The organism is Candidatus Accumulibacter propinquus (genome assembly GCF_056856495.1).
In genome coordinates, this window is record NZ_JBSEHC010000004.1 from 19,068 (window position 1) to 45,988 (window position 26,921).

Sequence of the window (26,921 nt, forward strand, 5' to 3'; positions counted from 1 at the left end):
TCGACGGCACACTCAGTGGCGAACCACAACCGGCGAGGGGATCTGCAGCGACTGCGAAACCTGTTCCGCGAGTGCCGCCGCGTCGGGCCGGTTCATCAACTGGCTGAGACGGACCGCATACGCATATCCCCCGCCGGAAAGTGCCTGCGGCCTGATGCGCACGGGGTAGCCGGCGGCGCGCGCGCGGTCGTACAGAGACAGCGCCGCCGCTTCGCTATCCAGCGTCGCCAGTTCGATCGCCCATTTCCCGTCACGCATGACCGGGCTGCTGGCCCGTGCCGGCGCACTCTGCATTGCGGTCTGTTGTGTCCACCAGGACAGTTGCGCTGCCGTGACGGTTTCAATGGCAGTCGCTGCGCTTTCCTTCGCGGCTTGATAGCAGCTTGAAGCTTCGCTGATCTGCCGCGCTTCCTCATCAGGGTGGACCACCGTGATGCTGCCCTCCAGAAGACAGATGCGGTCCACTGCCGAGTCGGCTTTGCCCCACACGTCGGTGCCGCGAATGCCGGCGGTGATGGTCCCGACGCGCAGATTGACCGCACGCTGGTGATGCGACCGCGCGGAGGTGCTCGTGCTGAAGCGCACCGCACCCTGGGGGACATCGAAGGCGGCGGTAAACACGGCTTCGCGGATGCCGAGCGCGTTCAGGTCGAGGCGGGTTTCAGCCCCCAGGCGGAGCACGCTGCCATCGCCCAGGCGAATCCGCACGCGGCCATCGGGCCCGGTAAGCACGTGATCGCGATTCCGCAGCACGAGGCCCGGCTGCAGCGCCTCGCGATTACCCTGCCGCTCGACCCAGGCCGGCATCTGCAGCGCGTCGACGACTGCGTCGGCGCTCGCTGCGGCGGCTGCCTGCGCGAGTAGTAAAGCCCAGGCAAGCATACCGCCGCCCAAGAGAAGGTGCATGCGCTGCGGATACATGGCCAATCCCTAGCTACAGTGAGATCGGGCAATTGTAACATCGCACCAAGTGCGCCCGTTGCCGCAAGCCTTGTTCACTGTAAGCCGACTCGTGCAAACAATGACGATACCTTTCCGCGCCGCCCAGCCGGATCTCGAGCCCTGCGCAGCTTGTTGCCTTGCGGCCTACGCGCTCCGGGTGGTCCTGCCGCGGCGTGCTAGAATTGTCATCCCATGGAACTCCTGATCAACGGCGAGAGCCGCCAATTTCCCTCGCCGCTGACGGTCGCCGATCTGGTAATGGCGCTGAATCATGCCGGCAAGCGGATCGCTGTCGAGCGCAACGGGGAGATCGTCGCACGCGGTCGGCATGCTGAAACGATGCTGGCCGAGGGTGACCGGATCGAGATCGTCGTTGCCGTCGGTGGCGGCTGAGCCTCATTGACAAGCCGAAAAGCGAAAGACACATGCCATCTTCCCCACACCACCTGACCGTTGCCGGCAAGACCTATCGTTCCCGTCTGCTCGTCGGTACCGGCAAATACCCGGATTTCACGGCAACGCGGGCGGCAATCGACGCTTCCGGCGCAGAGATCGTCACCGTTGCCATTCGTCGCACCAACATCGGCCAGGACGCCGGTGAGCCGAACCTGCTCGACGCGTTGCCGCCGTCGCAATTCACCATCCTGCCGAACACTGCCGGCTGTTACACCGCAGCAGACGCGGTGCGGACCCTGCGTCTGGCGCGCGAACTGCTCGACGGGCACGCGCTGTGCAAGCTCGAAGTTCTGGGCGATCCGAACAACCTTTTTCCGAACATGCCGGAAACGCTCAAGGCGGCGGAAACGCTGGTCCGTGAAGGCTTCGAGGTGATGGTCTACTGCGCCGACGACCCGATCCAGGCCAGGATGCTGGAGGAGATCGGCTGCGTCGCGGTGATGCCGCTGGCTTCGCTGATCGGGTCCGGGATGGGCATCGTCAATCCCTGGAATCTGCGCCTGATCATCGATAACGCCAAGGTGCCGGTGTTGGTCGATGCCGGCGTCGGTACCGCGTCGGATGCGGCGATCGCCATGGAACTCGGGTGCGACGGCGTACTGATGAACACCGCGATTGCGCATGCCCGTTCCCCCTTGCTGATGGCCAGCGCGATGAAGAAGGCGGTCGAGGCGGGGCGCGAGGCCTTTCTCGCCGGGCGCATGCCGCGCAAGTTCTACTCCGCAGACCCCTCGTCGCCGACGACCGGCCTGATCGGTTCGTAGGCGTGGCCGGGCAGGAGACGGCGTACACGCCAGGGCGGGCGGCGCACATCCGCAGTTTCGTGCGTCGCCAGGGGCGTGTCTCGAATGCCCAGCAGCGTTATCACGAAGACATGATGGCGAAGATCGGCGTCGCGTACGTTGCGCAGTGTGTCGATTTTGCGACCCTGTTTGGGCGAGCCGCGCCGCGGATTCTGGAAATCGGCTTCGGCATGGGTGAGACCTCGGCGGCGATCGCGGCTCTCCATCCCGAGAGCGACTATCTCGGCATCGAAGTGCACACGCCCGGCGTCGGCAGCCTGTGCAAGCTGGTCGCCGAGCAGGGTTTGCACAATCTGCGCATTGTTCAACACGACGCGGTCGAAGTCGTCCGCGACATGATCACGCCCGCTTCGCTGGCCGGCGTGCACATCTTCTTTCCCGATCCCTGGCCGAAGAAGCGGCACCACAAGCGTCGCCTGTTGCAGCCGCCCTTTGTGGCGCTGCTGGCCAGCCGCCTGCAGCCGGATGGCTATATCCACTGCGCCACCGACTGGGAAGACTACGCACAACAGATGCTGGCCGTGCTTGCGGCAGAACCACGGCTGCAGAACACGGCGCCGGACTACGCGCCTCGCCCCGCGTATCGCCCCTTGACCAAGTTCGAGCAGCGTGGCCTGCGGCTGGGGCACGGGGTATGGGATCTGGTCTTTCGCAGACGCCAGGATTCACTCCAGCCGGAAGACGAAAGGCAGGATCAGTTCGCGTGAATGCGCCCAGTTAACCCTGGCCATCGCGTAAGCCGCTCTGACTGCTGCCTTGTCGAGAATCGGATGGCCGCTGCTGACGGCGATGCTGACCTCGCTGATGCTGCCGTCTTCGGCCAGCGTCAGCAGCAGGCTGCCTTCGCCTTCGATGCCGCGGGCGATGGCTTCGGGCGGATAGTACTGGTGCTGCGCCAGCTTGCGCTGTACTGCGTCGAGTTGCCGCCTGGTCGCTGCCTTGCCGGGCGCTGGCCCGGGGTGGGCCGCGGGTGGGGTAGCTGGCGGCGCCTTGACGGGAGCCTTCTCGGTGAGTAGCGTGTTTTTCAGCAGTGTCTCGTCGCGGTCAGGGTCTTGCGGGCCGTGCGACAGCCGCAGCGAAGCCGCCAGCACCGACCGCTGTGGCGGGGTGCGCGGGTGAAAGACGTACGGAAGCAGCAGGCCGGTGTGCAGGGCGAGCGAAAGCGCGAGGGCGAGGATCAGGCGAGACGGCATGGGCGTGACATTGTGAACCAAAACCGTGCACCAGGACACGGCGATGCGACTCGGCAGGCAGGGTCGGGTCTGGACGGAGGACGGAATGAGGCTATTGATGGGCAGATTTGGCGGCGTGATGTTGCTCCTGTGCTGTTTGCTGGTTGGTCCGGTGTTGGCAGACGCGCCGGCACCGGATCCGATCACCTTCGGTTATGCCGTCGAGCGAGGTGACCTGCGCACCGTCAAGCGCTGGCTCGACGACGGACTGAACCCCGAGTACCAGGCGGCACAGATCGGTACCGGGCTGATGGTCGCCGCCTGGTATGGCAACATCGAAATGATGGCGCTGTTCGTCGAACGCGGGGCCGATGTCCGGCGCAGCAACCGCAACGGCGAGCAGCCCTTGCAGCTGGCGGCCTGGGGTGGACATCTGGACGCCATCAAGTGGCTCCTGGAGCGTGGAGCGCCGCTGGAGCGTGAGGGCAAACAATGGGGCGCGCTGCACTACGCGGTGTTCAACGGGCACGAACAGGTGGTCAATGATCTGATGGCGCGGGGTGCCAACGTCAATGCGCGTTCTCCGAACGGCTCGACGCCGTTGATGCTGGCCGCGCGCGAGGGTCGCGACGGTCTGGCGCGGACCCTGCTTGAAGCGGGCGCCAACCCCAAGATGCAGAGCGACTGGGGCGATACGGCGCTGACGATGGCGATGCGCTACGACCACTTGCGGCTGGCAAAGATGATTTCGTCGCCGGAGGAATTCGCGATCGCGGTCAAGGCGCCGAAGGAGAATTTCGGCGACGCGATCCGCTCGGCGGCGGTGCCCAGCGCGATCGACGCGATCCTGAAGGAAATCCGCGCGGCCGAAGCCGAAGGCCGTCCGAGCGAGGACTTGCACAAGAAACTACTCGCCGCGGTCAATGAACTGCGACGCGGCACCTCGGGGCCGGTGGTGCAGCGCCCGATGCCGCGCCCTTATCAACCGCGATCGATGGTCATTACTGCTCGCCGTTCGCAGCCCGGTGCCGAGCGTGCGCAGTTGCTGGTCGATGGCAGTCCGGCCGGGCCGGTCGTCGCGTCACCGGTCGGCAGCGCTGCCGCAAAGACGCCGAGCCGAAACGCTGCTGCGCAAACGCGCAGCCTGGCTACCGCGCAGGCCGCGGAATTGCTGCGTCAGATTCGTCTCGCCGAGGCACAGGGACAGCCCGCCGACGGACTCCGGCAGCAGCTCTATCAGGCGGTCGAAGCGATGAAGCCGTAGCCGTATCGGCGGTTGCGCTGATTCCTGGTCACTCGCGGTCTGCGAGGAAGCGCTGCAGCAGCCGATTGAGAAAGCGGCGGCCACGATCGCTGGGCGCAATGCGCTGTCGGTCGCGATCGATCAGGCCGTCCGTCTGAGCCTGGCGCAGGATGTGCTCGATGCTGAGCAGCGGCAGCGAGGTGCGTGATTCGAACAATTGCGCGTCGAAACCCTGAATCAGGCGCAGGGCGTTGAGCATGAATTCAAAAGGAAGATCGGCGGTGGGGACGGCAAACTCTTCCTGTACCGGGGTTCCTGCGGCTGCCTGGGCAAGGTACTGCTCGGGGCCCTTCCAGCGCATCTGGCGTAGCAGGCGATCGTGCAGCGTCAGCTTGCCGTGCGCCCCCGCGCCGATCCCCAGATAATCGCCGAACTGCCAGTAGTTGAGGTTATGCTGGCATTGCCGGCCGACTTGCGCGAACGCCGAGGTTTCGTAATGCAGGTAGCCCGCGCTGGCCAGCCGCGCCTCGATGGCATCCTGCATGTCCGCGCACAGGTCAGGTGTGGGCAGTTCCGGAGGTCTGGCGGCAAAAGCGGTGTTAGGTTCGATGCCGAGTTGGTAACACGACAGGTGTGGTGGGGCGAACGAGAGCGCCGTCTGCAGGTCGTCGAGGGCTTCGGGTAGCGTCTGGCCGGGCAGTCCGTACATCAGGTCGAGGTTGAAATTGTCGAAGTGACGGGCGGCAATCTCGATTGCTCGCCGAGCCTGCTGGTCGTCGTGGATGCGCCCGAGTGCCTGGAGGTGACGCGGGTTGAAACTCTGAATACCCAACGACAGGCGATTGACACCGGCGGCTCGAAAGGCGACGAATTTTTCGGCCTCAACGGTTCCGGGATTGGCTTCCAGCGTGATCTCGGCGCTGGGCAGCACCTGCAGGCGGCTGCGCACGGCCGCCAGAAGGTCGTCCAGACCCTCGCCCGAGAGCAGGCTGGGCGTCCCGCCACCGAAAAAGACGCTGTCGATGCGGCGGCCCCAGACCAGAGGCAGTGCTGCTTCGAGGTCGGCGATCAGGGCGGCCACGTACTGGCCTTCCGGAATGGCTGCACCGCCTTCGACGGCGTTCGGGCCTGCTGCCAGCGCATGCGAGTTGAAATCGCAGTAGGGGCATTTCCGTACGCACCACGGAATGTGGACGTAGAGCGACAGCGGCGGCTGGGTCCTGAATTGCCCTGTGCTGCGTCCTGATCCTGACGGCTGTTGAGGACGCAAGGTGATGATTCGTCGGCCCTGGCTAGCAACCGGCATCAGTGTCGCGCTTGCAGGCGCTCGACGAGACGGGAGAGGGCCTGGCCACGATGCGAGCGACGATTCTTCTCCGCAGCGTCGAGTTCTGCCGCGCTCTTGTCGAGCTCGCGGATGTAGAAGAGAGGATCGTAGCCAAAGCCGTCGTCACCGCGCGCTACCGAGAGAATCTCGCCGTTCCATTCGCCCTCGGCAATGATCGGCTGTGGGTCGTCGGCGTGGCGAACGAAAACGATCACCGAAACGAAACGGGCCGTGCGCCTGTCGTTTTCACCCAGTTCGACGAGCAGCTTCTGGTTGTTGCGGGCATCGGATTTCGGCTCGCCCGCGTAGCGTGCGGATAACACGCCGGGGGCGCCGCCGAAGGCGTCGACACACAGACCCGAGTCGTCGGCGAGGGCCGGCAGGCCGCTCAGCCGCGACGCGTGCCGCGCCTTGGTCAGGGCATTCTCGACGAAGGTACAGTGCGGCTCCTCGGCCTCGGGAACGCCGAGCTGGCCCTGGGGAACAAGCTCCCAGCCCAGCGGCGCGAGAATCGCATCGAGTTCTTTCAGTTTCTTGGTGTTGTTGGAAGCGAGAACGAGTTTCATAGGGTCAGGGCCGTCTTCTGGTGGGCCAGCAGTTCACCGATGCCGGCTTCTGCCAGGTCCAGCAACTGGTTCATTTGCGTACGAGTAAAGGGTTCGCCTTCGGCGGTTCCCTGCAGTTCGACGATCCCCCGCCTGCCGGTCATTACCACATTCATGTCCGTATCGCAGTGGGCGTCTTCGGCGTAGTCGAGGTCAACCACAGCCAAGCCCTGATAGATTCCCACCGACACTGCGGCGACCTGATCGCGGACGGGGTTTGCAGGGAGCTTGCGTTTGCCGAGCAAGTGCTCGCAGGCGTCGTTGAGCGCCAGCCAGGCGCCGGTGATCGCGGCGCAGCGGGTGCCGCCGTCGGCTTGCAGGACATCGCAGTCGAGCGTGATCTGGCGTTCGCCCAATGCCTTGAGGTCGGTCACGGCACGCAGGGCGCGACCGATCAGGCGCTGGATTTCCTGGGTGCGGCCGGTCTGCTTGCCTTTGGCTGCCTCGCGCCCGGTGCGCGTGTGCGTCGAACGCGGCAGCATGCCGTATTCGGCCGTCACCCAGCCCTGTCCGCTGCCGCGCAGAAAGGCCGGAACGAATTCCTCGACGCTGGCCGTGCAGAGCACGCGTGTGTTGCCGATTTCGATCAGCACCGAGCCTTCGGCGTGGCACGTAAAACGGCGCGTCATCCGGACCTGACGCAACTGCGATGGTTCACGGTTGCTTGGACGCATGTGAATCCCTATTTGGAGTATTTCTGGATGGTCGAGCGGATTTCTTCGATCGCAAGCTCGATCTCCTGATCGGAGAGTTCGCTTTTACGCGTGGGGTGACGACCGAACTCGTCGAGTTTGGTCATCACCGTGTCGCGAGCCATGGTTTTCGTCGAGATCAGGCTGCTGGAACTGCTGCTTTCATCGAGATAGGTGTCTCCCCAGCGCACCGCGATCATCGACAGATTGTCCGCATGCGGGCCACCTCGTTCTTCCGCCTGATCAAGCAGTGCCGGAACCGCGCGCATCAGGTCGGCAGTCTTCAGCGAGCCAGCGATGCTGTCGCCGGGCAGAACGCTCCAGACGCCGTCGGTGCACAGCAGCAAGACGTCTCCCGTCTCCAGCGTCGTCTTGCGCGAATATTCGATCTGCGGCGCCTGCTGACCGCCCAGGCACCCGTAGATCTTGTTGCGGTCGGGATGACCGGTCACCTCAGCTTCACTGATCTTTCCCTGGTCGACCAACATCCGTACACGCGAGTGATCCCTGGTCTGGGCCAGGACTTTGCCATTGCGCAGGAGGTACAGGCGGGAATCACCGGCATGCGCCCAGTAAGCCACGCTGTTCTGCACGATGCAGGCGACGCAGGTGGTACGTGGTGAGTCCAGGAGATGGTGTTTGCCGGCAAAGTCGAGAATGCCACGGTGGGCGTTGAGCATGTTCTCCTGCAGAAACATGAAGGGGTCGAGTACCTTGCGCTTGAAGGCTTGCGGGAAAGCTTCGGTCAGCGTCTGCACGGCGATCTGGGCGGCGACTTCACCGTAGTAGTGACCGCCCATGCCGTCTGCGACGACCATCAGCAAGGCTTCGCGGGAATAGCAGTAGGCCAGCCGGTCTTCGTTGTTGGCGCGCTTGCCGGTCCGACTTTCCTGGTAGATGGTGAATTTCATGCGTCCCTGGTTTTCTTGAATTTGCTGACGACCTGGTCCAGCCAGGTTTCCTTTGGTTCTGGGGGGGAGGGTGTTGGCGGGACGACGGCTTCGGTCAGTGCCTTCTGCAGGGCAAAAACGCTCTGCGGCCGGTAGCGATGGTTCAGGCACAGGCACCAGTCGATCGTTTCGAGCAACTGGTCCGAGTATTGTCCTTCCCAGCGGACCATGGCGGGTACCAGCCGGTCCTTTTCGAGGCGGTTGTCGGCCGGTTGTGGCGTGTTGCCCGAAATGCAGGCATACATCGAGGCGCCGACGCTGTAGATGTCGCTCCAGGGGCCCAGCAACTCGCGCTGGTGATAGTGCTCGGGTGAGGCGAAGCCCGGGGTGTACATCGGCTTGAGCATCGGTGTGTCGCAAGCCAGCGTCTGGCGGGCCGCGCCGAAGTCGATCAGCACCGGCATGTGGTTGTTGCGCATGTAGATGTTCGACGGCTTGAGGTCGAGATGCAGCAGTCTGTGTGAATGCACTTCGCGCAGACCGTTGAGCATCTTGGTAAAGATGTTGCGAATGAAGTTTTCCGTTACCCCCGGCCTGTTTTTCTGGATCAGCTCCTGCAGGGTGCGGCCGTGTTCATACTCCATCACCATGTAAACAGTGTCGTTGGCACGGAAGAAATTCAGCACCCGAATCACATTGGGATGGGAAAGACCGGCCAGCGCCCGACCTTCCTCGAAAAAACACTTCATGCCGTAGCGAAAGGCGGGTAGATGATCTTCGGTGATGATCGGCGCGGTTTGCCCCTCGCTACGCAAGGCCAGCGTATTGGGCAGGTACTCCTTGATGGCCACACGCTGTCCATGGGCGTCGGTCGCGACGTAGACGATCGAAAACCCACCCAGCGAGAGCTGATGCTCAATGCAATATTCGTCGATCCGGAAACCGGCGGGGAGGGGGTGGTTCGCTTGTTGCGCCATCCGTGTCAGGGCTATCATTCAAGGTTTCAGGCATTGTCCGGTTTTTCGGGGTGGACTGTAAAGCCGGCAACTGATACACAATCGTTAATATGTCAGGATTTCGATGATTTACAGCATGACCGGTTATGCCGCCAGGACGCGCGCCGTCAAGGGCGGAGCCTTGCACGTCGAGTTGAAGAGCGTCAATTCGCGCTACCTCGATTGCCACTTTCGGGTGTGCGACGAATTGCGCATCGTCGAACCGCAACTGCGCGAATTGATTGGCGCGCGGCTTGGTCGAGGCAAGCTCGAATGCCGGGTCAGTTTCACACCCGCGACCGCGCAGGCGGAACAACTGAGTATAAACGCCGGCCTGCTCGAACGGCTCAGTGGCTTCGATGCGCAGATCCGGAACGTCCTGCCGCTCGCCGCTTCGCTGACGGTCAACGATGTGCTGCGCTGGCCGGGTATCTTCGGCGACGACAGCATCGATGTCGAGACTGCCGTGCCGGCATGTCTGGCGCTCGCCGGCGAATCCCTCGACGATTTCATGGCCAGCAGGGCGCGCGAGGGGGAGAAGCTCGCGGGCGTGATACTGGAGCGTGTGGCCCGCATGCGGGCGTTGGCGCGTGATGTCGAGCCGCGCATCCCGGCGGCGCAGGCGGCTTTCAACGAAAGACTGAGGCAACGCCTGCTCGACGCCGTGCAGGTGGTCGACGACGAACGCATCCGTCAGGAAGTGGCCGTATTCGCCGCGCGGATTGACGTTGCCGAAGAACTGGCGCGGTTGCTCACTCATCTCGATGAGGTCGAACGCGTCCTGCGGGCCGGGGGGGCGAGTGGCAAGCGCCTTGATTTCCTGATGCAGGAGCTCAATCGTGAAGCCAACACGCTCGGTTCCAAGTCGCTGGTCGCGGAGATTTCGCAGGCAGCCATAGAGTTCAAGCTCCTGATCGAGCAGATGCGGGAACAGGTGCAGAATCTGGAGTGAAGTTTCACGATTCAAGCCTCATTCGTATTCTCGCTGACCTGTGCCTCGTCGAGGCCGCCGAGTCGAAGCCTGTCTTTGCAGAGAGACTGGCGCAATGGCTCGATCTTTCTGACGCCATCACGCTCCATGCGGCGCACAACGCCAGCGCCGCGAGTTCGCCAGCAGTGCAGTCCGGGGTGCCATCTGTCGCCGGTATCGCCGTAGAAGAAGAATACGCTCGGGTGAAAACGGACCTGGTGGATTCGATCACGAAGAGTTGTTCGCCCAACATGGGCGAGGCACGCATAAGATGGTCCACGCCGAAGCCAGGTATGGGCATTGAAGTTACGGCCTACGAGCCGTATCGTCGATTCTATGTTGCCCATCAAGGTGCCATGGAACTGCGCGTTCGCCCATTGCGCACCCGTGTTCGACAAGCGCTTTCGAGGGCTTCGACGGCGCTTAAGCAGTTGGCAGCCCTGGATGAAGCTCTGGAGAGGATACTGTGTGTGCGTGAGCGCCAATTGCTCTCGACGGTGCCCTTGCTGCTCGAAAAACGTTTTGAGCAACTGCTCAAGGCGCATACACAGCTGCCCGTCGGCACTCCGCAGGCTGATGCCCCTGCCTTGAGGAGGCAGCCTGGGGAGGGTCTGGCGGACTTCTGCAAAGAATTGCAAGGGGTGTTGCTCGCCGAACTGGAACTACGGTTGCAGCCGACGGCAGGGCTCATTGAAGCATTGATGAACGAGGCAAACAAGCATAAATGAATAGAAGTGGTTGCGCACTGGCCTTCCTGTTGGGAGCCGCGACTGTGGGTTGGGTTGGCGTTGGGTTTGTCGGTTCGAATACGCTGGCGTTGGTCATGACGGTGATCATTGGCGCGGTCTATTTGTTCGGCGCGTTTGAAATACTCGAGTTTCGTCGCGCAACGTCAACGTTGGCCGTGGCGCTGGCGGCGATTCCCGAGCAACTGACGAACCTGGCCGATTGGCTCGACCGCCTGCACCCGTCGCTACAAAACGCCGTGCGTTTGCGCATAGAAGGTGAGCGTATCGGTCTGCCCGGCCCGGCACTGACCCCTTATCTGGTGGGACTGCTGGTGATGCTGGGGATGCTGGGCACGTTTCTGGGCATGGTCGTCACCCTCAATGGTGCCGCGTTCGCGCTGGAAGACACCACCGACCTGCCGGCAATCCGGTCTGCGCTGGCGGCACCGATCAAGGGATTGGGGCTGGCGTTTGGTACTTCGGTGGCGGGTGTTGCCGCCTCGGCAATGCTGGGCCTGATATCGGCCCTGAGCCGACGCGAAAGAATGCTGACCGCGCAACTGCTGGACACCAGAAGCGCGACCGTATTGCGCGACTTTTCGCTCTCCCAGCAGCGCCGGGAAACCTTCAGGGCACTCCAGATGCAAGCCCAGGCCTTGCCGGAACTGGTCGACAAATTGCAGGCAATGATGGAGCGGATGGAGCTTCGGGAACAGCGGTTGAATGCGCGATTGCTCGGCAATCAGGAAAGCTTTCACAGCGAGGTCAAAGTCGTTTATACCAATCTGGCAGGCTCGGTTGAAAAAACGCTGAAAGACAGCCTGATTGAAAGCGCGCATGCCGCTGGCGAGAATATCAAACCGGCGGTTGCAGCCGCGATGACGGGGATTGCTCGTGAAGCGAAGCTGATGCACGAAAGAATGATCGATTCGACGCAAATGCAACTGGACGGGCTTTCGGCGCGCTTTGGCGATATGGCCAACCGCGTTGCGGATACCGGGATGACGGTGCTGGCAAAACACCAAAGCACGAGCGAAGGTCTGGTCAGTGGCCTGGAGCGATCATTGGCCGCGTTCAACGCAACATTCGAGCAGGGCTCGGGATCCCTTCTGGCCTCTGTTGGCGAGGCGTTGTCCACATCGCTGGCGAATCAGGCATCCGGGGATCGACAGCGACTGGAGGAGTGGACGCGATCGCTGGAATCGATGACGTTGTCGCTTCAGAGCGAATGGCAACGAACCGGCGCGCAAACCCTTGCGCAGCAGCAGCGAATCTGTGCGACGCTGGACAAGACCGCGCGTGACATCACCGAACAGGCGCAGGCCAATGCCAGCAAGACCATTGACGGCACAGCACAACTCCTGAGCTGTGCCGAGGACCTGGTACGTTCCCGCATCGCTGCTGAATCGGACTGGACCACACAGCATGGCGAGCGCATGGAGCAAATGGCCAGCCTGTGGCGTACCGAACTGGGCGCCCTCCGGGATCAGGAGGCGCTGCGTGGCAACGCCGCCGTCGCACACCTGGCCGACCTGCAAGCGGCACTGACCAGTCATTTGACAACGCTGGGTGCCGCGCTGACTGATCCCATGACGCAGCTCATCGTATCGGCCTCGGAAGCCCCACGTGCCGCCGCCGAAGTGATAGGCCGATTGCGCGAGGAAATGACCAACAGCCTCGCAAGGGATAACCAACTGCTCGAAGAACGCAGTCGCATCATGGAATCACTCAATTCGCTGCTCGTTACGATCAATCATGCGTCTGCCGAGCAGCGGGAGAAGATCGATTCGCTGGTGACGTCTTCCACGGTGCTGCTCGGTAATGCCGGCAGCCAGTTTGCCGAGCAGGTCAGCGCAGAATCGGCCAGGATTTCCGACATTGCAGCGCAGCTTGCCGGCAGTGCCATCGAGGTATCGAGCCTGAGCGAAGCATTCGGTTTTGCCGTACAGTTATTCAGTGATGCCAACGAGAAACTGATCGAGAATCTGCAAGGCATTGAAGCCTCGATGGACAAATCGACCGCAAGAAGTGACGAGCAACTTGCCTATTACGTGGCGCAGGCTCGCGAAGTCATTGATCTGAGTATCCTTTCGCAGAAGGACGTCGTCGAGGCGCTGCGTCAACTTCTGGACAAGCAAGCGGCGACTGCTGCTCAGGTGAGCTAATGGATGACAGTGACGCCGGCATTGAGCAGACCGCGTCGGTATGGGCCGTCTTTGGCGATCTGATGTCGAGCTTGTTGGGCGCTTGCGTGCTGATTCTGGTTGGCGTCCTGGGCATCCAACTGGAGTTGGCGACCCATCTCGAAGCCGAAGTGCAAAAGCGGCAGATGGAAGAGCGGCGCCGCATGGCACTGGAAAAAGCCCTGGCCATTCCGCTGGCGACAGGGCGGGTCACCTTGAACAACGGGCGCATCGGTATCAGCGGCAGCGTATTGTTCTCGTTGAACTCAGCGCAACTGCAACCCGATGGTCGGCTGCTCCTGAAGAGTCTGGTAGCGCCGCTGCGCGTCTATCTTGGCGAGCGTGATGAATTGTTGATGGTCAGCGGGTTTACGGACGATGAACCGATTCAGTCAGGCAATAATCGCTTCGCCGACAATTGGGAATTATCTGCCCAACGGGCGTTGACGGTTACCCGTGCACTGATCGACGAGGGCATACCGTCATCTCTGGTTTTTGCCGCGGCTTTCGGTATGGAGCAGCCGGTGGCATCCAATGCCGACGATAGGGGACGTTCTCTGAATCGGCGAGTTGAAATGGCACCGGTACCGAAATCCGCGAATGCAAAATTGCCGGTCCATGATTGAGTCCCGTCGCAACGGACTCCCCCCGTCACCTGTGGATCAGGTCATGGATCATGGTCTGGAGATCGCTTCGTTGCGCCTGCGGGGTGCGGATCGCCTGGATCCCGTGCGCTTCCATTTCATTGAAGCGCTGGCCAGGCGAGTACGCGAGCAGCAGGGAGATGTCAGACGTATTCTCGAAGGCAAGCTGAAGGCAGCGCTGGCGGCGTATGGGGAACGCCTCGAACGGGCGCAGGACGCTGCCAGGGAGACGATCGCGCGTATGGCGGAGCAGCATCAGGATGTTGCCGACGATCTGCAGCGTCTTTTCGTCGCGGGTGATTTCAGCGGAGTCAACCGATTCGCCAACCACCTGGAGACAAATGACCGTCGTGTGTCTTTGGCGGACCTGGTACGCCATATCGCGCAGCATTCGCCGGAAGATGCCGATGGTGGTCTGGCGGAAGATATTGCACCTCGTGCCGAGCTCAAAACCATCCGCTATTTCAGAAACAACTGGTCGAAACTCAGCGTCCATAGGCATGTCAAGCAAGCCATCGAGCAAGTTCCAGATCATGCCGGTCCGCTCAATTCACATCTGCTGATGCTACGTTCGCTCGCCTTGATGCGCGATATCTCGCCAGATTATCTCAACCGGTTTGTCTCTTATATCGACACTTTGCTGTGGCTCGATCAAGCGGATAGAACAAGCAGGCCAACGGCAAAAAGAATCGCTCAGGATGAAACCGTCAAGAAAATGAAAGGCGCTCGCGCCCGATCCCGGTGACGCATTGTATTGACCAAGGAGAGAGCGACGATGCTTCTCTGGCTGAAGCACTATCGACCTGAGCTGCTGGCCGGCGACGTCTCTGCGGGCGTCATCGTTGCGCTGATGCTGCTTCCCCAGGGCATGGCTTATGCCATGCTCGCCGGCCTGCCGCCGGTGAACGGGCTGTATGCCAGTATCCTCCCAGCCATCGCCTATGCCTTGTTCGGCAGCAGCATGGTTCAATCCGTGGGGCCGATGGCCATCACCTCGCTGATGACGGGCACGGCGCTGGCAGCCCTGGCGCCACCCGGATCGGCCCTGAGTGTGGTGCTGGCCGGCCAGATGGCGCTGATTGCCGGCGTGGTGTTGTTTCTGTGCGGTATGCTCAGGCTCGGCTTTCTCGCCGGTTTCCTCAGTCGGCCGGTGATGAGCGGATTTATCACCGGGGCGTCCCTGTTGATCACCGGTGGTCAAATCGAACCGCTCCTCGGCGGCCCGCTGGCAGCCATCCATCTGCCCAGTGCGATCGTCGGCCTGAGTTCGCTGCTGGCCTTGTGGCTGGCGCAACGCTATCTGGTACGCGGGCTGGGTGCCCTGGGGCTGCCCAGGAGTGTGGCGGACATGGTTTCCAGACTGGCGCCGGTGGTGGTGTTGGTCGTGGCAACGGCTGCGGTGGGTGTGCTGGATCTGACGCGGCTCGGGGTGCAGGTGGTGGGCGAGATTCCATCGGGCATGCCCGCAATCCAACTGATGCTGTCGGCCGACCATTGGCGGTCCTTGCTGGTGCCGGCCTTGCTGGTCGCTTTCATGATCTTTCTGTCAAGTCAGTCAGCGGCGCAATCGCTGGCGCTCAAGCGCGGCGAAAGGATCCTGACCAACCACGAGTTGCTGGGGCTCGGCGCCGCCAATCTGGCCAGCGCCGTATCGGGCGGCTTTGCGGTGACGGGCAGCATTTCGCGGTCGGCGGTGAATTACTCGGCAGGCGCCAACACACCGTTGGCCAGCGTGATTTCGGCCGGCCTGATCTTGGTTGTGCTGTGGGTACCGACCACCTGGGTGTCGCTGCTGCCAATGCCGGCGCTGGCGGCGACGATCATTCTCCCGGTGCTCGGCATGATCGACCTGACGACGTTACGTGACGCCTGGCGCTACGATCGCAGCGATGCCGGCGCGCTGCTGGCCACCAGCACCGGCGTGGTGCTGCTTGGTGTCGAGGAGGGCGTGATTCTCGGTGTCGTGCTGTCGCTCGCCACGCTGATCTGGCGTTCCAGCCGGCCGCATATCGCCGTCATCGGCAGGATTCCCGGCAGCGAGCATTTCCGCAATGTCGAGCGGCATCAGGTGGACACCCTGCCCGAAGTGCTGATGCTGCGTATTGACGCCGACCTGTATTTCGGCAACGTCGGTGTCGTTTTCGACCACCTCGAGAGCCTGCTGAAGGCACGAGCGGCCGAGGGTCTGCGCACACGCCATGTGGTCCTGGTCATGTCGGCAGTGAGCCTCATCGACACTACCGGACTCTATGCCTTGATCGAGATCAACCGCAGCCTGCAGGTACAGCGGATCAAGCTGCATCTGAGCGAGGTCAAGGGGCCGGTGATGGACCGCCTGCAACAAAGCGACCTGCTCGGTCAACTCGGTGGGCAAGTGTTTCTCAGCACCGCACAAGCGTTTCGCCGCCTCGGCGAAGGCCCCGCGCAGACCCCCTGAAACGAAGCGGCCAGGGGGTCTGGAAAAGTCGTGTCTGCTGGCGCACAGATTTCCGCTCCGGACGGTCCCATCATGGCCGCAGATCAAGCTCCGGTCATGGCCAGATTGCCACCGCTGCCTTGCCTGAACGGTGATCCAAATTGGAGATGGCGTTCGCAATAGCCAGGACAGGCGTCCGGACGATCCGCAGCGCTACTGAACCAGCGAAGGTGCCGATCGAGCCGGATCGATCAGCCAAGACAAGACCATTGGGAGGACCCGGCTCGCGTCCAGGTTCCGTACCGGCAGGCAGGTCATGCTCTCCAGATCAACCCTGATCTGCTCAACCGAGCGCGATATCGACAACTAAATGTAGAACAAACAACCGCTTGGCTTGGTGTTTGGCGAGCTCTGGAGCTCCTGGTCGTGGATTTCGCCGTGGCGGTCAAGCGCCGGCGAGGGATCCACGGCCAAAACTGTGTAAGGATATGCACCTGACGGAGGCTCAAGGCCTGTCGACGGCGCCGCTGGATTTTCTGTCCTTCGCCGACTGCCGGGGCTTCAGGGAGCGGGATCCATGCCATGACACAATCCACCATTCGCCTGATTCTGAACGAGAGTTGGCAGGTGCTATCGGTCTGCGATGGCATTGTGGAATTGCTCGGTTTCCGTCCGGAGGATTTCCTGACCGGCGCGGTAACGCTCATGGAGCGCATTCATCCGCATGATCAGGACATTGCCGAGATTTGGTTTGGCTGTGCTCGGGAGGCGACGCGCGGGGCGTTGAATGTCCGCGTCCGGCAGGCGAATGGTCGCATTCGCTGTATCAAGGGCGAATACGACAAGTCTCTGACCGACTCTGGAGGGGTCGTTCTTGAGTTGCTGCTGACGGACGCAAAGAGCTTGCCACGCACGCTCGACGATGCGTCTGCAACGCTCAATTTCCGAGCCATGATGGAGAACTCGGATGACTACATCTACTTCAAGGATCGCAACCACGTCTTTACCGGGGCGAGCCAGACCCTGGTGGCCCTGTGTGATCCGGCCGAGCATTGGTCCGACCTGCTGGGTCAGACAGACTATGATGTCTTTCCCGAGGAGTTCGCAGACGAATATTACCGGCTGGAAAAGGAGGTCTTTGCCGGCGCACCCATAGCCAATGGCATCCAGGAAACCCGGAGCAAGGATGGCCGGCGTGGCTGGATCGACAATCGAAAGTATCCGATCACCAATGAAAAGGGTGAACTGGTCGGCCTTTACGGAATCGCTCGCGACATTACCGAGCGAGTACTGGCGGAGAGCGCGCTGCGGGAAAGCGAAGAAAGATATCGATCGCTGTATGACTCGATGACCGAAGGGGTCGCCCTGCACGAACTGATACGGGATCCCTCCGGAGTTCCCATAGACTACACAATTCTGGACGTTAACCCGGCCTTCGAGAGACACACCGGTTTGTCCAGGGCGGCGATCCTGGGGAAATCAGCAACGTCGGCCTACCAGACGCCAGTCGCCCCGTTTCTCGATATCTATTCGGTTGTCGCCACCACTCGGCAGGCAACGGCCTTTGAGCAGTACTTCGAACCCCTGCAGAAGTATTTCAGAATCACTGTTTTTTCGCCCAGACGACAGGAGTTCGTGACCGTCTTTCAGGACATCACCGAGAGCAAGCGTCTGGAACAGGGGCTGCGCGAAAGCGAGATGCGCTTTCGTTCGCTCTTCGAAAATACTCCCACGATCGCCGTGCAAGGGTATGACAGTTCCCGCCGCGTGATCTTCTGGAACCAGGCGAGCGAGCGGGTCTATGGCTTTTCGAGGGCAGAAGCCATCGGCCGCTGCCTCGAGGATCTGATCATTCCGGATGGCATGCGAGCGGAGGTGATCCGCGCTGTCGATGCCTGGGTCGTTGGTGGCCCTGCCATCCCTGCGGGCGAACTGCTGCTCCAGCGCAAGGATGGCTCGCCCGTCGCCGTGTATTCCAGTCACGCCATGCAGCGCGGCAGTGCCGGCCCGGAGATGTTTTGCCTGGATGTCGATCTGACCGAAATCAAGCGCATCGAAGGCGAACTCCGCGAAAAGGACCTGCAGTTTCGCCTGGCCATCGAAACCTCTCCGGATGGCTTCTGGACCCTGGACAGCAATGGGTATCTGCTGGATGTCAACGAAGCGTACTGCAGGCTCTCGGGATATGGCCGCGACGAGTTGCTGTCCAGCCCGGTATCGAAGCTGGATGTGAACGGCGATCACGATGCGGTCGCCAGGCATTTTCAGCGGGCGATCGCCTGTGGGTTCGCGCAGTTCGAGACCGTGCACCGTGCCAGGGATGGGCGTTGGTGGTCGGCGGAAATCGTGGCGACCTACGATGCGACGGCAGGTGGGAGGTTTTTCGTCTTCATCAAGGATATTACCGAGCGCAAGACGGTCGAGGCTGAACTCCAACGCCACCGTGCCCGACTCGAGGACCTGGTGCAGGAGCGCACGCGGGCACTGGCTCTGGCGATGGAGCAGGTCAAGAATAGCGAGCAACGCTACGAATTCGCACTGGAAGCCACCAACGACGGTATCTGGGACTGGAACCTCGGTACTCACAGCAGTTATTTCAATGCCGCCTACAGCCGGATGCTCGGGTACTCGCCCGGCGAACTCGGCGACGACAGCAAGGAGCAGTTCATCGATCTGTTGCACCCGGAGGATCGCGACCACGTTCTAGAGCAGGCGCGACACAAACTCGACCAGGCCGGCGGCTACGAAATTGAATTCCGTTTGCGATGCAAGGATGGCAGCTACAAGTGGATTCTCAGCCGCGGCAAGGTCGTCGAGCGGGATGGCGATGGGCGACCGTTGCGCGCGGTGGGCACGCATACCGACCTCACTGCCCGCAAGTCGATGGAAATGGAGTTGCGCAAGGCGAAAATCGCAGCCGAAGCGGCCAATCTGTCAAAGAGCACGTTCCTGGCGAGCATGAGCCACGAGATCCGCACGCCAATGAACGTGATCATCGGTTTGACGCATCTCCTGCAGCGCGCTGGCGCTACTCCGGAACAAGTCAAGCGCCTGAAGAATATCGAAGGCGCCAGCCGACACCTGCTGTCGATCATCAACGACATCCTTGACCTGTCCAAGATCGAAGCGGATCGGCTGCAACTCGACAGCACCGACTTTCACCTCCCCGCCATCTTCGACAATGTCGTGACGATCATTGGTGAAGCGGCGCGGAACAAGGGCCTGTCAATCGAGATCGACAGCGATGCCGTTCCTCCCTGGCTGCGCGGCGATCCGATGCGCTTGCGGCAAGCGCTGCTCAACTATGCCGGCAACGCCGTCAAGTTTACCGAGAAAGGCGTCATCGTGCTGCGGGCCAGAGTCCTGCAGCAGAGTGGCGACGACTTGCTGGTGCGTTTTGCGGTCGAGGACCAGGGCATCGGCATTGCGCCGGAGAAGGTCGGCCGGCTGTTCCGGGCGTTTGAACAGGCCGATGCCTCGACCACCCGCCAGTATGGCGGCACCGGTCTGGGGCTGGCGATCACCTTGCGTCTGGCGCATCTGATGGGCGGGGAGGTCGGTGTTGAAAGCACACCGGGGGTCGGCAGCACTTTCTAGTTTACCGCGCGTCTGCAGCACGGACACGGTACCCTGCCTGCGCTGTCGACTTCGACCGAGCAAGATGCCGAGACGCTGTTGCGTCTGAGTCACGGCGGCGCGCGGCTGCTCATGGCCGAAGACAACGCCATCAATCGCGAGGTGGCGCTGGAATTGCTGCAAGCGGTGGGGTTGGTCGTGGATACCGCCGCCGATGGTCGGGAAGCAGTGGACAAGGCGACCGCCATCGCCTACCAACTGATCCTGATGGATGTCCAGATGCCCCATATGGATGGCCTGGCGGCGGCCCGCGCAATCCGTTGTCTGCCCGGTCGGGAAGCGACACCGATCCTGGCGATGACCGCCAATGCCTTCAACGACGATCGACGTGCCTGCCAGGCGGCAGGCATGAATGATTTTGTCGCCAAACCTGTTGATCCCTTGACCCTCTACGCGACGCTGCTCAAATGGATGCCGGCGGCGTCCGATCTTCCGCCTGTCGAACCGGCAACACTGCCGGCGAAGGATCGACCGTCGGCGCCGATCGTCAAGAGAACGCCGGCCATCGACCCGGTGGCGTTGCAGTGGCGACTGGCGCGTATTCCCGGTCTGGACATCGAGCGCGGGCTGGTGCTGGTGCACGGGGATACCGCACGCTATGCCCGCATGCTGGCGCTGCTGGTGGACGGGCATGCTCGGGATGCCATGCGCCTCACCGAAGGCCTGGCGGCGAATGATCTGGAGACTGTGGAACGATTGGCGCACACGTTGAAAGGTTCCGCCGGCAATGTCGGAGCGCTGTGGGTAGCCCAGGCAGCGGCTACCCTGCAAACTGCAATCCGTTCGCAAGCCGTGCACGAGGAGGTCGACACCTGCTGCCATGCCCTGGTCGCTGAACTGGAACGCCTGATCGAAATGATCGAGGCTGCCCTGCGTGGACAATAGGAATGCTGGCGGAACTGGCCTGGCAAGAGAAGGCCCGGTCGCTGTCGATTCGGGCAGGCTTGTGAAGCGGCGGCTGGTGGCCATCGTTGCGTGGCGATCGCTGAAGACCCGAGTGACCCTGTTCACCCTGGCGATCTTCGTGATCAGTCTCTGGTCGCTGGCGTTTTACGCCAGCAGCATGTTGCGCGAAGACATGGAGCGGCAGTTGGGGGAACAGCAATTCTCGACGGTTTCGCTGCTTGCCGCTGCGATCAATGAACACCTCACTGATCGCCTGAAGGCCGTTGAGCAGGTCGCCAGCAGACTTACCCCTGCGGTCCTCGGTGACCACGCCGTGGTGCAGGTGTTCCTGGAAAACCGCCCCGTCTTTCGCAGCCTGTTCAGTGGCGGCATTTTTGTTACGCGGCGTGATGGCACGGCGATTGCAGAAGCGCCGCGGTCGACTGGGCGGGTTGGGCTCAATTTCATGGACCGGGACGCAGTGGCGGCGGCGCTGCAGGACGGCAAGTCCATGATCGGTCTGCCAGTCATGGGCAAGCAGCCGGTCGTGCCGGTATTCGGCATCGCGGCACCGATCCACGATGCACAGCGGAAGGTCATCGGCGCCGTGGTCGGCGTCATTGCCCTCGAGAGCGCCGGTTTTCTGGATCATCTGACCCAGAGCAGGTTCGGCAAGACCGGCGGCTACTTCCTGGTTGCCCGGAAGGAACGGCTGATCATCACCGCGACAAACCGCGCGCGCATCATGCAGCCGTTTTCGGCGCCCGGCATAGTGCCGGCCATTGACCGCTTCGTCGAGGGCTATGAAGGTTCGGCGGTCTACACCAATCAATTCGGCGTGGAAGTGATGAACTCGGTCAAGAGAATCGCGGTGGTGGATTGGGCCATTTCATCGTCCATTCCGACCGCAGAGGCCTTCGCGCCGATCCGTGACATGCAGCGCCGCATGCTGATGGCTACGATCATGCTCACTTTGCTGGCCGGCGTACTGACCTGGTGGATGCTCCGGCGTCAGCTTTCGCCGATGCTGGCAGCGGCGGTGACGCTGGCTCGCCTGTCGGTTTCGGAGCAGCCTCCGCAGCCCCTGCCGATCGCCAACCAGGACGAAATCGGTGAATTGATCAGCGGTCTCAATCGGCTGCTGGGCACCTTGTCGCAACGGGAGATGGCGCTGAAGGCCAGTGAAAGGAAGCTGTTCACCATTCTTGAAAGCGTCGATGCGTACATTTACCTCAAGGATACCGACGGACACTATCTGTTCGCCAACCGCCCGGTGCGCGAACTCTTCGGCGTGTCGATGGCGGAGATCGTCGGTCAGAGTGACGACAAATTTTTTGACGCCCAGAGCGCCGCGCGCTTGCGCGCCAACGATCGCCGGGTTCTGGAGCAAGGGCAGGCCATCAAGATCGAAGAGACCAACGTGAATCTGCGCGATGGGCGCACCTCGACCTACCTGAGCGTCAAGCTGTCGCTACGCGATGAGGCGGGCGCCGTCTATGCGCTCTGCGGAATTTCCACCGACATCACCGAACGCAAGTTGGCGGAGGAGGCGCTGGCCAGATCGGAAGCCAAGTACCGCATGCTATTCGATTCCACCAGCGATGCCGTGCTGATGTTGACCGAGAAAGGCTTCTGTGGGTGCAACAAGGAGTGTGCTGCATATTGCACCTCATGCGGTATGTGCGGGGAAACTTCCCTCGCGGGTGGTTGATTTGCCTGTGGTTTTGCCTTGATGTTGATGCTTGACCGGCGTGTCAGGACCAGGCGGTTCGAAGAGGTAGCCGCCCCTGTCGTCATACTTGTGGGCCTTGAGTAGGCCGGCGCGCCGCCAACGCTTGAGGCTGTCCGGACAGATGTTGAGACGCTGTGCCATTTCATGCAGGGTCAGCAAGCCACGCGCGCGCAGCCGATCGTGGCGACTGGGCAGCGCATAGTCGATCCGGATACGACGAACCATCGGGCGGTGGAAGGGCTTGCCGTCGCCGGAGATCAAGCCTTGGTCGTTGAGCCAGTCCGCGATTTCACTATCGGTGTGATCTTCGAGGAGTCGGTCAATCTCGGCGACCACGGTGCCTGGCGTCTGGCGCAGCATCCAGGCCGGCTTGGGCAGCGGGAGGTGCAGCGTGTGCGTCGCACCACCGCTGAAGCGTACTTGCGCCCTGATGTCGGCCTCTTTGAGCAAGGTGACATCCGCGATCAGCAACCGGGCCATCCGCTTGCGCTCCCGGTCAGCCGTATGGGGATCGTTCCACAGGCGTGGGAAGTCTTTCGCCAGTGCCAGGATGGCGGCGCGCTGCTGGTCATCGAGCCCGGTCTCGCTCTCGCGCTGTTTGTCGTAGTGCTCCTGGGCCACCGTCTGGTTGCGCAGCGCCTGGTTCCATTCCGCTTCCAGCGAATCGGCGACCAGACGGTTGTCGGGATCACAACGCATATAACGGCGGCGTGCCAGATCGGACTCGTAGCGCGCCCGCTCGACGGCTTGACGGCGCAAGCGATCACTGTCTTCGCTTCGGCTCTCCAGTTCTTTCTGCACCGCCAGCGCCACCCCCAGGGTGATCGGAGTCACGACCTCCACCAGCAAGCGGCCAATGGCCGCGTCGAGTTCGCCTCCGACAATCTGCTGGCAGATCGGCTGCGCATGCTCGACCCCCTCGCGCTGACAAACATAATCAGGCACGCGCCGTGTGCCGTTCACATGATAGCGAACGGACATGCGATCACCACATTTGGCGCAGAGAGCCAATCCTTGCAGCAACGCCGGGCCTTCACGCGGCGTGCCCCGATCACGCCCGGTGGCAGGTGCCTGCGCATTGTCGCGCAGGATCCGGAGGTTCTCTTCGTACTCGTCCCAAGTAATGTATCCAGCATGGGCATCACGAATCAGCGCGACCCATTCCTCGGATGGCAGCCGTTGATGGCGATGAGAACCATCGGGCTGCTTGCGCACGCGCGTCCGCCCAAAGCAAAAGGCACCGGTATAGCGCGGATGATGCAGAAGCCAGAGCGCGCGCGAGTGTTCGAGATCAGTCCACAACAGCTCGCCAGTTTGCGGTCCGCGGTAAATCCGGTGCGGGAAGCTCAGCCCTTCGGCACGAAAGGCCTTGACCGTCGCCGTTGCCGAACCGGTACGCCGGAAGGTGCGGAAGAACTGCCGCAGGCTCTCCTGAACGCGGACATCGGGATCCAGCCGTACGCGCCCGGCCGGATCGTAATCAAATCCGATCGGCAGCCGAATCTCGAGTTCGCCGCGGCGAGCCTTGTTGAGGATGCCACCGCGCAGCCGGGCCTGCAAAACGTGCAGTTCCGCCTCGCTCATCGTACCCTTCAGGCCGAGCAGCAAGCGATCATTGAAGTGCGCCGGGTCGTACACACCGTCTTCGTCGAGGATCAGCGTGTCCGCCAAAGCGCAGATCTCCAGCAGGCGGTGCCAGTCCGTCGAGTTGCGCGCCAGACGCGACACCTCCAGGCCCATGACGATCCCCGCCCGCCCCAGACCGACCTCGCTGACCAGTCGCTGGAAGCCTTCGCGATCCACCGCACTCGCCCCGGACTGGCCGAGATCGGAGTCAATGACGACGACTTGATCGAGACGCCAGCCCAGTGCCAGTGCCCGCTCGCGCAAATCGTACTGGCGCTTGGTACTCTCGCTGTTCTCGAGTACCTGGCGCAACGTCGACTGCCGCACGTAGAGATAGGCATTTCTCTTCAGGTGTCGCGCCTGTATTTTTGCGTGCTGCTCACCCATCATGGCCTACTCTCCCGTGCCGTCGCCAGCGCCATGCTGGCGACCAGATTGATCAGGTGCTGTTCCATCCCCGCCGGTAACCTCGACTCATTGCGCAGAGCGGCGGCGGCCGGACTCGGGGCCGTTTCGCTGACGCCACGCATCCAGGCCGCCATCCCTTTGAAACAGGAAGAGTGCACGCCCGGGCGAGCGGTGACGGCCGCCAGGCCTCTCGGCGGTCTCTTGCCGCAAGGACTCGTAACCCTCGGCCAAGGTCTGGCCATTGGTCATCACCGTCGGCTTCATCGGCGTTTTTTTTTGCTCCGTGCCAGCGCGCGGTCGACGGTGCGCCGATGGACGGCCAGTCCGAAGTGCTCTGCGATCCGCTCCACCAGCTCCTGTGCGTCCAGTCCTTCTTCCTGGGCACGTGCCGCCTCGATGAAGGCCATGACCTCGTCGGTGATCTTGTGCGGTCCGTGCGGCCCTCGCTTGACCGGCAACAGTCCGGCGAGACCCGCGCGTTCGAAATCTGCCTGGGCCTTGTAGAAGGTCGGCCGGGAGACGCCGAAGCTGCTGGCGGCATCGACAACGGTCTGACCTTCGGTGCGTACACGACGGAGCATCTCGTAACGCACCTGTACCAAGTCCCGCGGATCGAAGAACTCGCTGTCGAGAAAGGCGGCATCCTGAACGTCCTGCGCGTGCGGATTCACGGTTCCGCTCTCGGCGAGAGCGAGGAGTTTGGTGTCGGGCCTTCGAGGGCGGTGTCATTGTAAGCATAATTATGACACAACAAGGCCGATGCAAAGACCCGTTTTTGAGTTGGATCCGTAACGCACTGATTGGTCATGGTCTTCCCATTTCGGAAACGGAGTCATGGCATCGAGTCCTCCGGAAGTTCTCCCAGCGGGGCAGAATTCACTTAACACTGCCGGCATTATTCTCTTGACACTTTGCGCTGCCGGGAGCTTGCCCCGGCCGCCCCCTGTGCTGCGCTTTGGCGGACAATCAGCGCCACCAGGTGCAAGAGGTCGTCGACCCGGAAGTGCGAGCGGCCAGCCGACACGCTGGCGAACGGATCCGGCGCCACTGCACTGGTCCAGGCGGCTGTCAGGCGCCTCACCCGGCCGCTGTCATCGTGAAAGTAGACGCGCTCCTCGCCCCAGGCATTGCGCCGTTCGATCAGAACGAACTCGCGCCCGAAGAGGGGATGAAACGGGTGGGTGACCCGAAAAACTTGTTGCTGATCGAATGCATCATCTGCAGTTGGCTGCTCATGTGAAGGCTGGACTGGAAATGTTTGCTTGCGTGACGGAGGAGGAGTTCTGTGCCTACCACCCGGCCGACCTGTCGCCGCCGGTGCAGCCCTGCGGGACGGATTCGATGCAATTGGCCAATCAATACATCGCCAGGGCAATGGTCGAGGGGCACGTCGGTTTCGAGTGGACCCACAAGCGCGCCGACAACGGCGAGACCTTCGTCGCCGAAGTCTGGCTCAACGCGATGGTGTTCGACGGAAATACGGTACTGCAGGCCACCTGTCGCGACATCAGCAAGCGCAAGCGTATGGAAGAACAAGTGCGACAGTTCGCGTTTTTCGACGGACTGACGAATCTGCCAAACCGCCGTCTGCTCAATGACCGCCTGAGCCAGGCCATGGCTGTCAGCAAGCGCAGTGGCTGCCATGGGGCGCTGATGTTCCTTGACCTCGACAACTTCAAGCCGGTGAATGACCGCTATGGGCACGAAGCCGGCGATGCGCTGTTGATTGAGGCGGCCCTGCGACTGAAATGCTGTGTGCGCGAGACGGACACCGTGGCGCGCCTCGGCGGCGATGAGTTTGTGGTGATGCTGAGCCGGCTGCATACGGATGAAGCCGAATCAACTGCACAAGCCGATCTGGTTGCGGAAAAAATCCGTCTCACGCTGTCGGAACCCTACCTGCTGACCATCACCACCGAGGGAAACGCCACCCGCGCGGTTGAGCATCACTGCACAGTCAGCATCGGCGTGGCATTGTTTCTGGATCATGAAGGCCATCGGGACGACATCCTCAAGTGGGCGGATGCGGCCATGTATCAAGCCAAGGATGCCGGGCGAAATCAGATTCGCTTTCATGACGCGACAAGGCGAGGGGTTGCCCGCATGCGCTGATCGACAAGCGCCATCTGCGACACAGGACTTTCGAGAAACTGACGATTGCGAATCAGCACGAGCCGTTTGTCACCGCGTACCCGGCTACGGGCAACTGCCGATTCCGCCAGGTGAATGTCGGGCTCGGCCGGCAAAGCGGCATTGGTCCTGTCCAGGGGAGACCGGCCAACCGCCTGGTCAACGGCAGCAACCCCATGCGACGGACAGCTCCGAAAGCCGCGCCGCAGGCGCCGCTGATTTCCGGCCGTCGGGAAGCCGGCGTTGCCCACACCGCGTGACGAAATATCCGTCCTGCAGCCGCAGTCGCACGCTATCATGATCCGGGGTTGGCGCAGCCGGGCAGGGGTCCTGGTCTGATTGCCGCCTCCTTCGGGAGCGGCCAGCTGACGCTTCACCCACTGGTGATCGCTGGTCAGGCGGCTGCTTCTCCGGATCGGTGCTCGGATACTCGACTGA

General features: G+C 62.1%; 24 protein-coding genes. 14 read left to right on the forward strand and 10 right to left on the reverse strand.

Going from position 1 to position 26,921, the window contains the following annotated elements; all coding sequences use genetic code 11:
* Window positions 1-12: 12 nt before the first annotated feature.
* A complete protein-coding gene (locus AC15MQ_RS16245; protein WP_483080671.1) occupies window positions 13-921 on the reverse strand; it encodes a FecR domain-containing protein in 909 nt (302 codons plus the stop codon).
* A gap of 213 nt (window positions 922-1,134) precedes the next feature.
* On the opposite strand from AC15MQ_RS16245, the gene thiS reads away from it, so the two are divergent.
* From thiS to trmB, 3 genes are read left to right on the forward strand one after another with little or no spacing between them, the layout of a single operon-like run.
* Window positions 1,135-1,335, forward strand: coding sequence for a sulfur carrier protein ThiS (gene thiS / locus AC15MQ_RS16250; protein ID WP_483080672.1), 201 nt, complete (start codon window positions 1,135-1,137; stop codon window positions 1,333-1,335).
* A gap of 32 nt (window positions 1,336-1,367) precedes the next feature.
* Window positions 1,368-2,162 carry a thiazole synthase gene (locus tag AC15MQ_RS16255; RefSeq protein ID WP_287652396.1) on the forward strand — a complete coding sequence of 265 codons (795 nt, stop codon included), beginning with the start codon at window positions 1,368-1,370 and terminating at the stop codon, window positions 2,160-2,162.
* A gap of 2 nt (window positions 2,163-2,164) precedes the next feature.
* Window positions 2,165-2,908, forward strand: coding sequence for a tRNA (guanosine(46)-N7)-methyltransferase TrmB (trmB, locus tag AC15MQ_RS16260; protein WP_483080673.1), 744 nt, complete (start codon window positions 2,165-2,167; stop codon window positions 2,906-2,908).
* Here trmB and AC15MQ_RS16265 read toward each other — a convergent pair.
* On the reverse strand, window positions 2,867-3,394 hold the full coding sequence (locus AC15MQ_RS16265; protein WP_483080674.1) for a TonB family protein: 528 nt from the start codon (window positions 3,392-3,394) through the stop codon (window positions 2,867-2,869). The genes trmB and AC15MQ_RS16265 overlap by 42 nt on opposite strands.
* Window positions 3,395-3,479: 85 nt before the next feature.
* On the opposite strand from AC15MQ_RS16265, the gene AC15MQ_RS16270 reads away from it, so the two are divergent.
* Window positions 3,480-4,637, forward strand: coding sequence for an ankyrin repeat domain-containing protein (locus tag AC15MQ_RS16270; RefSeq protein WP_483080675.1), 1,158 nt, complete (start codon window positions 3,480-3,482; stop codon window positions 4,635-4,637).
* Between the two features lie 28 nt (window positions 4,638-4,665).
* On the opposite strand, the gene hemW is transcribed toward AC15MQ_RS16270, so the two are convergent.
* Genes hemW through AC15MQ_RS16295 form a run of 5 tightly spaced genes read right to left on the reverse strand, consistent with a single transcriptional unit; the run spans window position 4,666 to window position 9,107 of the window.
* Window positions 4,666-5,922: a radical SAM family heme chaperone HemW gene (gene hemW, locus AC15MQ_RS16275; protein ID WP_483080676.1), complete on the reverse strand. Its 1,257-nt coding sequence runs from the start codon at window positions 5,920-5,922 to the stop codon at window positions 4,666-4,668.
* Entirely contained in the window at window positions 5,922-6,509 is a 588-nt protein-coding gene (rdgB, locus tag AC15MQ_RS16280; RefSeq protein WP_287652391.1) for an RdgB/HAM1 family non-canonical purine NTP pyrophosphatase, read from the reverse strand. The genes hemW and rdgB overlap by 1 nt, the downstream gene beginning before the upstream one ends.
* Window positions 6,506-7,222: a ribonuclease PH gene (rph, locus tag AC15MQ_RS16285; protein WP_483080677.1), complete on the reverse strand. Its 717-nt coding sequence runs from the start codon at window positions 7,220-7,222 to the stop codon at window positions 6,506-6,508. The genes rdgB and rph overlap by 4 nt, the downstream gene beginning before the upstream one ends.
* An 8-nt stretch (window positions 7,223-7,230) precedes the next feature.
* Window positions 7,231-8,151: a PP2C family protein-serine/threonine phosphatase gene (locus AC15MQ_RS16290; protein ID WP_287652389.1), complete on the reverse strand. Its 921-nt coding sequence runs from the start codon at window positions 8,149-8,151 to the stop codon at window positions 7,231-7,233.
* The gene (locus AC15MQ_RS16295) at window positions 8,148-9,107 is read right to left on the reverse strand and encodes a serine/threonine protein kinase (protein WP_287652467.1); all 960 of its coding nucleotides are present in this window, start codon (window positions 9,105-9,107) and stop codon (window positions 8,148-8,150) included. The genes AC15MQ_RS16290 and AC15MQ_RS16295 overlap by 4 nt, the downstream gene beginning before the upstream one ends.
* 103 nt (window positions 9,108-9,210) lie before the next feature.
* Between AC15MQ_RS16295 and AC15MQ_RS16300 the strand changes: the two genes are divergently transcribed.
* The 9 genes from AC15MQ_RS16300 to AC15MQ_RS16340 all read left to right on the forward strand — a co-directional run bounded on the left by AC15MQ_RS16300 (window position 9,211) and on the right by AC15MQ_RS16340 (window position 22,298).
* Complete coding sequence (locus AC15MQ_RS16300) at window positions 9,211-10,077, forward strand: YicC/YloC family endoribonuclease (protein WP_483080678.1); 867 nt, start codon at window positions 9,211-9,213, stop codon at window positions 10,075-10,077.
* Window positions 10,074-10,823 (forward strand): DUF3348 domain-containing protein, encoded by a 750-nt coding sequence (locus tag AC15MQ_RS16305; protein WP_483080679.1) that lies wholly within the window; start codon window positions 10,074-10,076, stop codon window positions 10,821-10,823. Before AC15MQ_RS16300 ends, AC15MQ_RS16305 begins: the two co-directional genes overlap by 4 nt.
* On the forward strand, window positions 10,820-12,988 hold the full coding sequence (locus AC15MQ_RS16310; protein WP_483080680.1) for a DUF802 domain-containing protein: 2,169 nt from the start codon (window positions 10,820-10,822) through the stop codon (window positions 12,986-12,988). Before AC15MQ_RS16305 ends, AC15MQ_RS16310 begins: the two co-directional genes overlap by 4 nt.
* Window positions 12,988-13,632, forward strand: a complete 645-nt coding sequence (locus AC15MQ_RS16315; RefSeq protein ID WP_483080681.1) for an OmpA family protein — start codon at window positions 12,988-12,990, stop codon at window positions 13,630-13,632. Before AC15MQ_RS16310 ends, AC15MQ_RS16315 begins: the two co-directional genes overlap by 1 nt.
* A gap of 43 nt (window positions 13,633-13,675) precedes the next feature.
* On the forward strand, window positions 13,676-14,395 hold the full coding sequence (locus AC15MQ_RS16320; RefSeq protein WP_483080682.1) for a DUF2894 domain-containing protein: 720 nt from the start codon (window positions 13,676-13,678) through the stop codon (window positions 14,393-14,395).
* A gap of 30 nt (window positions 14,396-14,425) precedes the next feature.
* On the forward strand, window positions 14,426-16,087 hold the full coding sequence (locus tag AC15MQ_RS16325) for a SulP family inorganic anion transporter (RefSeq protein ID WP_483080683.1): 1,662 nt from the start codon (window positions 14,426-14,428) through the stop codon (window positions 16,085-16,087).
* A 561-nt stretch (window positions 16,088-16,648) separates the two neighbouring features.
* Window positions 16,649-19,663 (forward strand): PAS domain S-box protein, encoded by a 3,015-nt coding sequence (locus AC15MQ_RS16330; protein ID WP_483080684.1) that lies wholly within the window; start codon window positions 16,649-16,651, stop codon window positions 19,661-19,663.
* A gap of 78 nt (window positions 19,664-19,741) precedes the next feature.
* Window positions 19,742-20,587 carry a response regulator gene (locus AC15MQ_RS16335; protein ID WP_483080685.1) on the forward strand — a complete coding sequence of 282 codons (846 nt, stop codon included), beginning with the start codon at window positions 19,742-19,744 and terminating at the stop codon, window positions 20,585-20,587.
* A gap of 112 nt (window positions 20,588-20,699) precedes the next feature.
* Complete coding sequence (locus tag AC15MQ_RS16340) at window positions 20,700-22,298, forward strand: PAS domain-containing protein (RefSeq protein ID WP_483080686.1); 1,599 nt, start codon at window positions 20,700-20,702, stop codon at window positions 22,296-22,298.
* Here AC15MQ_RS16340 and AC15MQ_RS16345 read toward each other — a convergent pair.
* The 3 genes from AC15MQ_RS16345 to AC15MQ_RS16355 all read right to left on the reverse strand — a co-directional run bounded on the left by AC15MQ_RS16345 (window position 22,257) and on the right by AC15MQ_RS16355 (window position 25,713).
* The gene (locus AC15MQ_RS16345) at window positions 22,257-24,335 is read right to left on the reverse strand and encodes a recombinase family protein (RefSeq protein ID WP_483080687.1); all 2,079 of its coding nucleotides are present in this window, start codon (window positions 24,333-24,335) and stop codon (window positions 22,257-22,259) included. The genes AC15MQ_RS16340 and AC15MQ_RS16345 overlap by 42 nt on opposite strands.
* 278 nt (window positions 24,336-24,613) lie before the next feature.
* Window positions 24,614-25,024 carry a helix-turn-helix domain-containing protein gene (locus AC15MQ_RS16350; RefSeq protein ID WP_483080688.1) on the reverse strand — a complete coding sequence of 137 codons (411 nt, stop codon included), beginning with the start codon at window positions 25,022-25,024 and terminating at the stop codon, window positions 24,614-24,616.
* A gap of 224 nt (window positions 25,025-25,248) precedes the next feature.
* A complete protein-coding gene (locus AC15MQ_RS16355) occupies window positions 25,249-25,713 on the reverse strand; it encodes a DUF5372 family protein (RefSeq protein ID WP_483080828.1) in 465 nt (154 codons plus the stop codon).
* Here AC15MQ_RS16355 and AC15MQ_RS16360 point away from each other — a divergent pair.
* Entirely contained in the window at window positions 25,608-26,465 is an 858-nt protein-coding gene (locus AC15MQ_RS16360) for a diguanylate cyclase domain-containing protein (protein WP_483080689.1), read from the forward strand. The two genes, AC15MQ_RS16355 and AC15MQ_RS16360, sit on opposite strands and share 106 nt — an antisense overlap.
* Window positions 26,466-26,921 lie beyond the last annotated feature (456 nt).

Coding starts and splice junctions, on each gene's coding strand:
- AC15MQ_RS16325 (WP_483080683.1), top strand. CDS start 14,426: ATGCTTCTCTGGCTGAAGCACTATCGACCTGAGCTGCTGGCCGGCGAC.
- AC15MQ_RS16255 (WP_287652396.1), top strand. CDS start 1,368: ATGCCATCTTCCCCACACCACCTGACCGTTGCCGGCAAGACCTATCGT.
- AC15MQ_RS16360 (WP_483080689.1), top strand. CDS start 25,608: ATGTTTGCTTGCGTGACGGAGGAGGAGTTCTGTGCCTACCACCCGGCC.
- AC15MQ_RS16345 (WP_483080687.1), bottom strand. CDS start 24,335: ATGATGGGTGAGCAGCACGCAAAAATACAGGCGCGACACCTGAAGAGA.
- hemW (WP_483080676.1), bottom strand. CDS start 5,922: ATGCCGGTTGCTAGCCAGGGCCGACGAATCATCACCTTGCGTCCTCAA.
- AC15MQ_RS16330 (WP_483080684.1), top strand. CDS start 16,649: ATGACACAATCCACCATTCGCCTGATTCTGAACGAGAGTTGGCAGGTG.
- rph (WP_483080677.1), bottom strand. CDS start 7,222: ATGCGTCCAAGCAACCGTGAACCATCGCAGTTGCGTCAGGTCCGGATG.
- AC15MQ_RS16300 (WP_483080678.1), top strand. CDS start 9,211: ATGATTTACAGCATGACCGGTTATGCCGCCAGGACGCGCGCCGTCAAG.
- AC15MQ_RS16295 (WP_287652467.1), bottom strand. CDS start 9,107: ATGGCGCAACAAGCGAACCACCCCCTCCCCGCCGGTTTCCGGATCGAC.
- rdgB (WP_287652391.1), bottom strand. CDS start 6,509: ATGAAACTCGTTCTCGCTTCCAACAACACCAAGAAACTGAAAGAACTC.
- AC15MQ_RS16290 (WP_287652389.1), bottom strand. CDS start 8,151: ATGAAATTCACCATCTACCAGGAAAGTCGGACCGGCAAGCGCGCCAAC.
- AC15MQ_RS16320 (WP_483080682.1), top strand. CDS start 13,676: ATGGATCATGGTCTGGAGATCGCTTCGTTGCGCCTGCGGGGTGCGGAT.
- AC15MQ_RS16245 (WP_483080671.1), bottom strand. CDS start 921: ATGTATCCGCAGCGCATGCACCTTCTCTTGGGCGGCGGTATGCTTGCC.
- AC15MQ_RS16315 (WP_483080681.1), top strand. CDS start 12,988: ATGGATGACAGTGACGCCGGCATTGAGCAGACCGCGTCGGTATGGGCC.
- AC15MQ_RS16265 (WP_483080674.1), bottom strand. CDS start 3,394: ATGCCGTCTCGCCTGATCCTCGCCCTCGCGCTTTCGCTCGCCCTGCAC.
- thiS (WP_483080672.1), top strand. CDS start 1,135: ATGGAACTCCTGATCAACGGCGAGAGCCGCCAATTTCCCTCGCCGCTG.
- AC15MQ_RS16270 (WP_483080675.1), top strand. CDS start 3,480: ATGAGGCTATTGATGGGCAGATTTGGCGGCGTGATGTTGCTCCTGTGC.
- AC15MQ_RS16310 (WP_483080680.1), top strand. CDS start 10,820: ATGAATAGAAGTGGTTGCGCACTGGCCTTCCTGTTGGGAGCCGCGACT.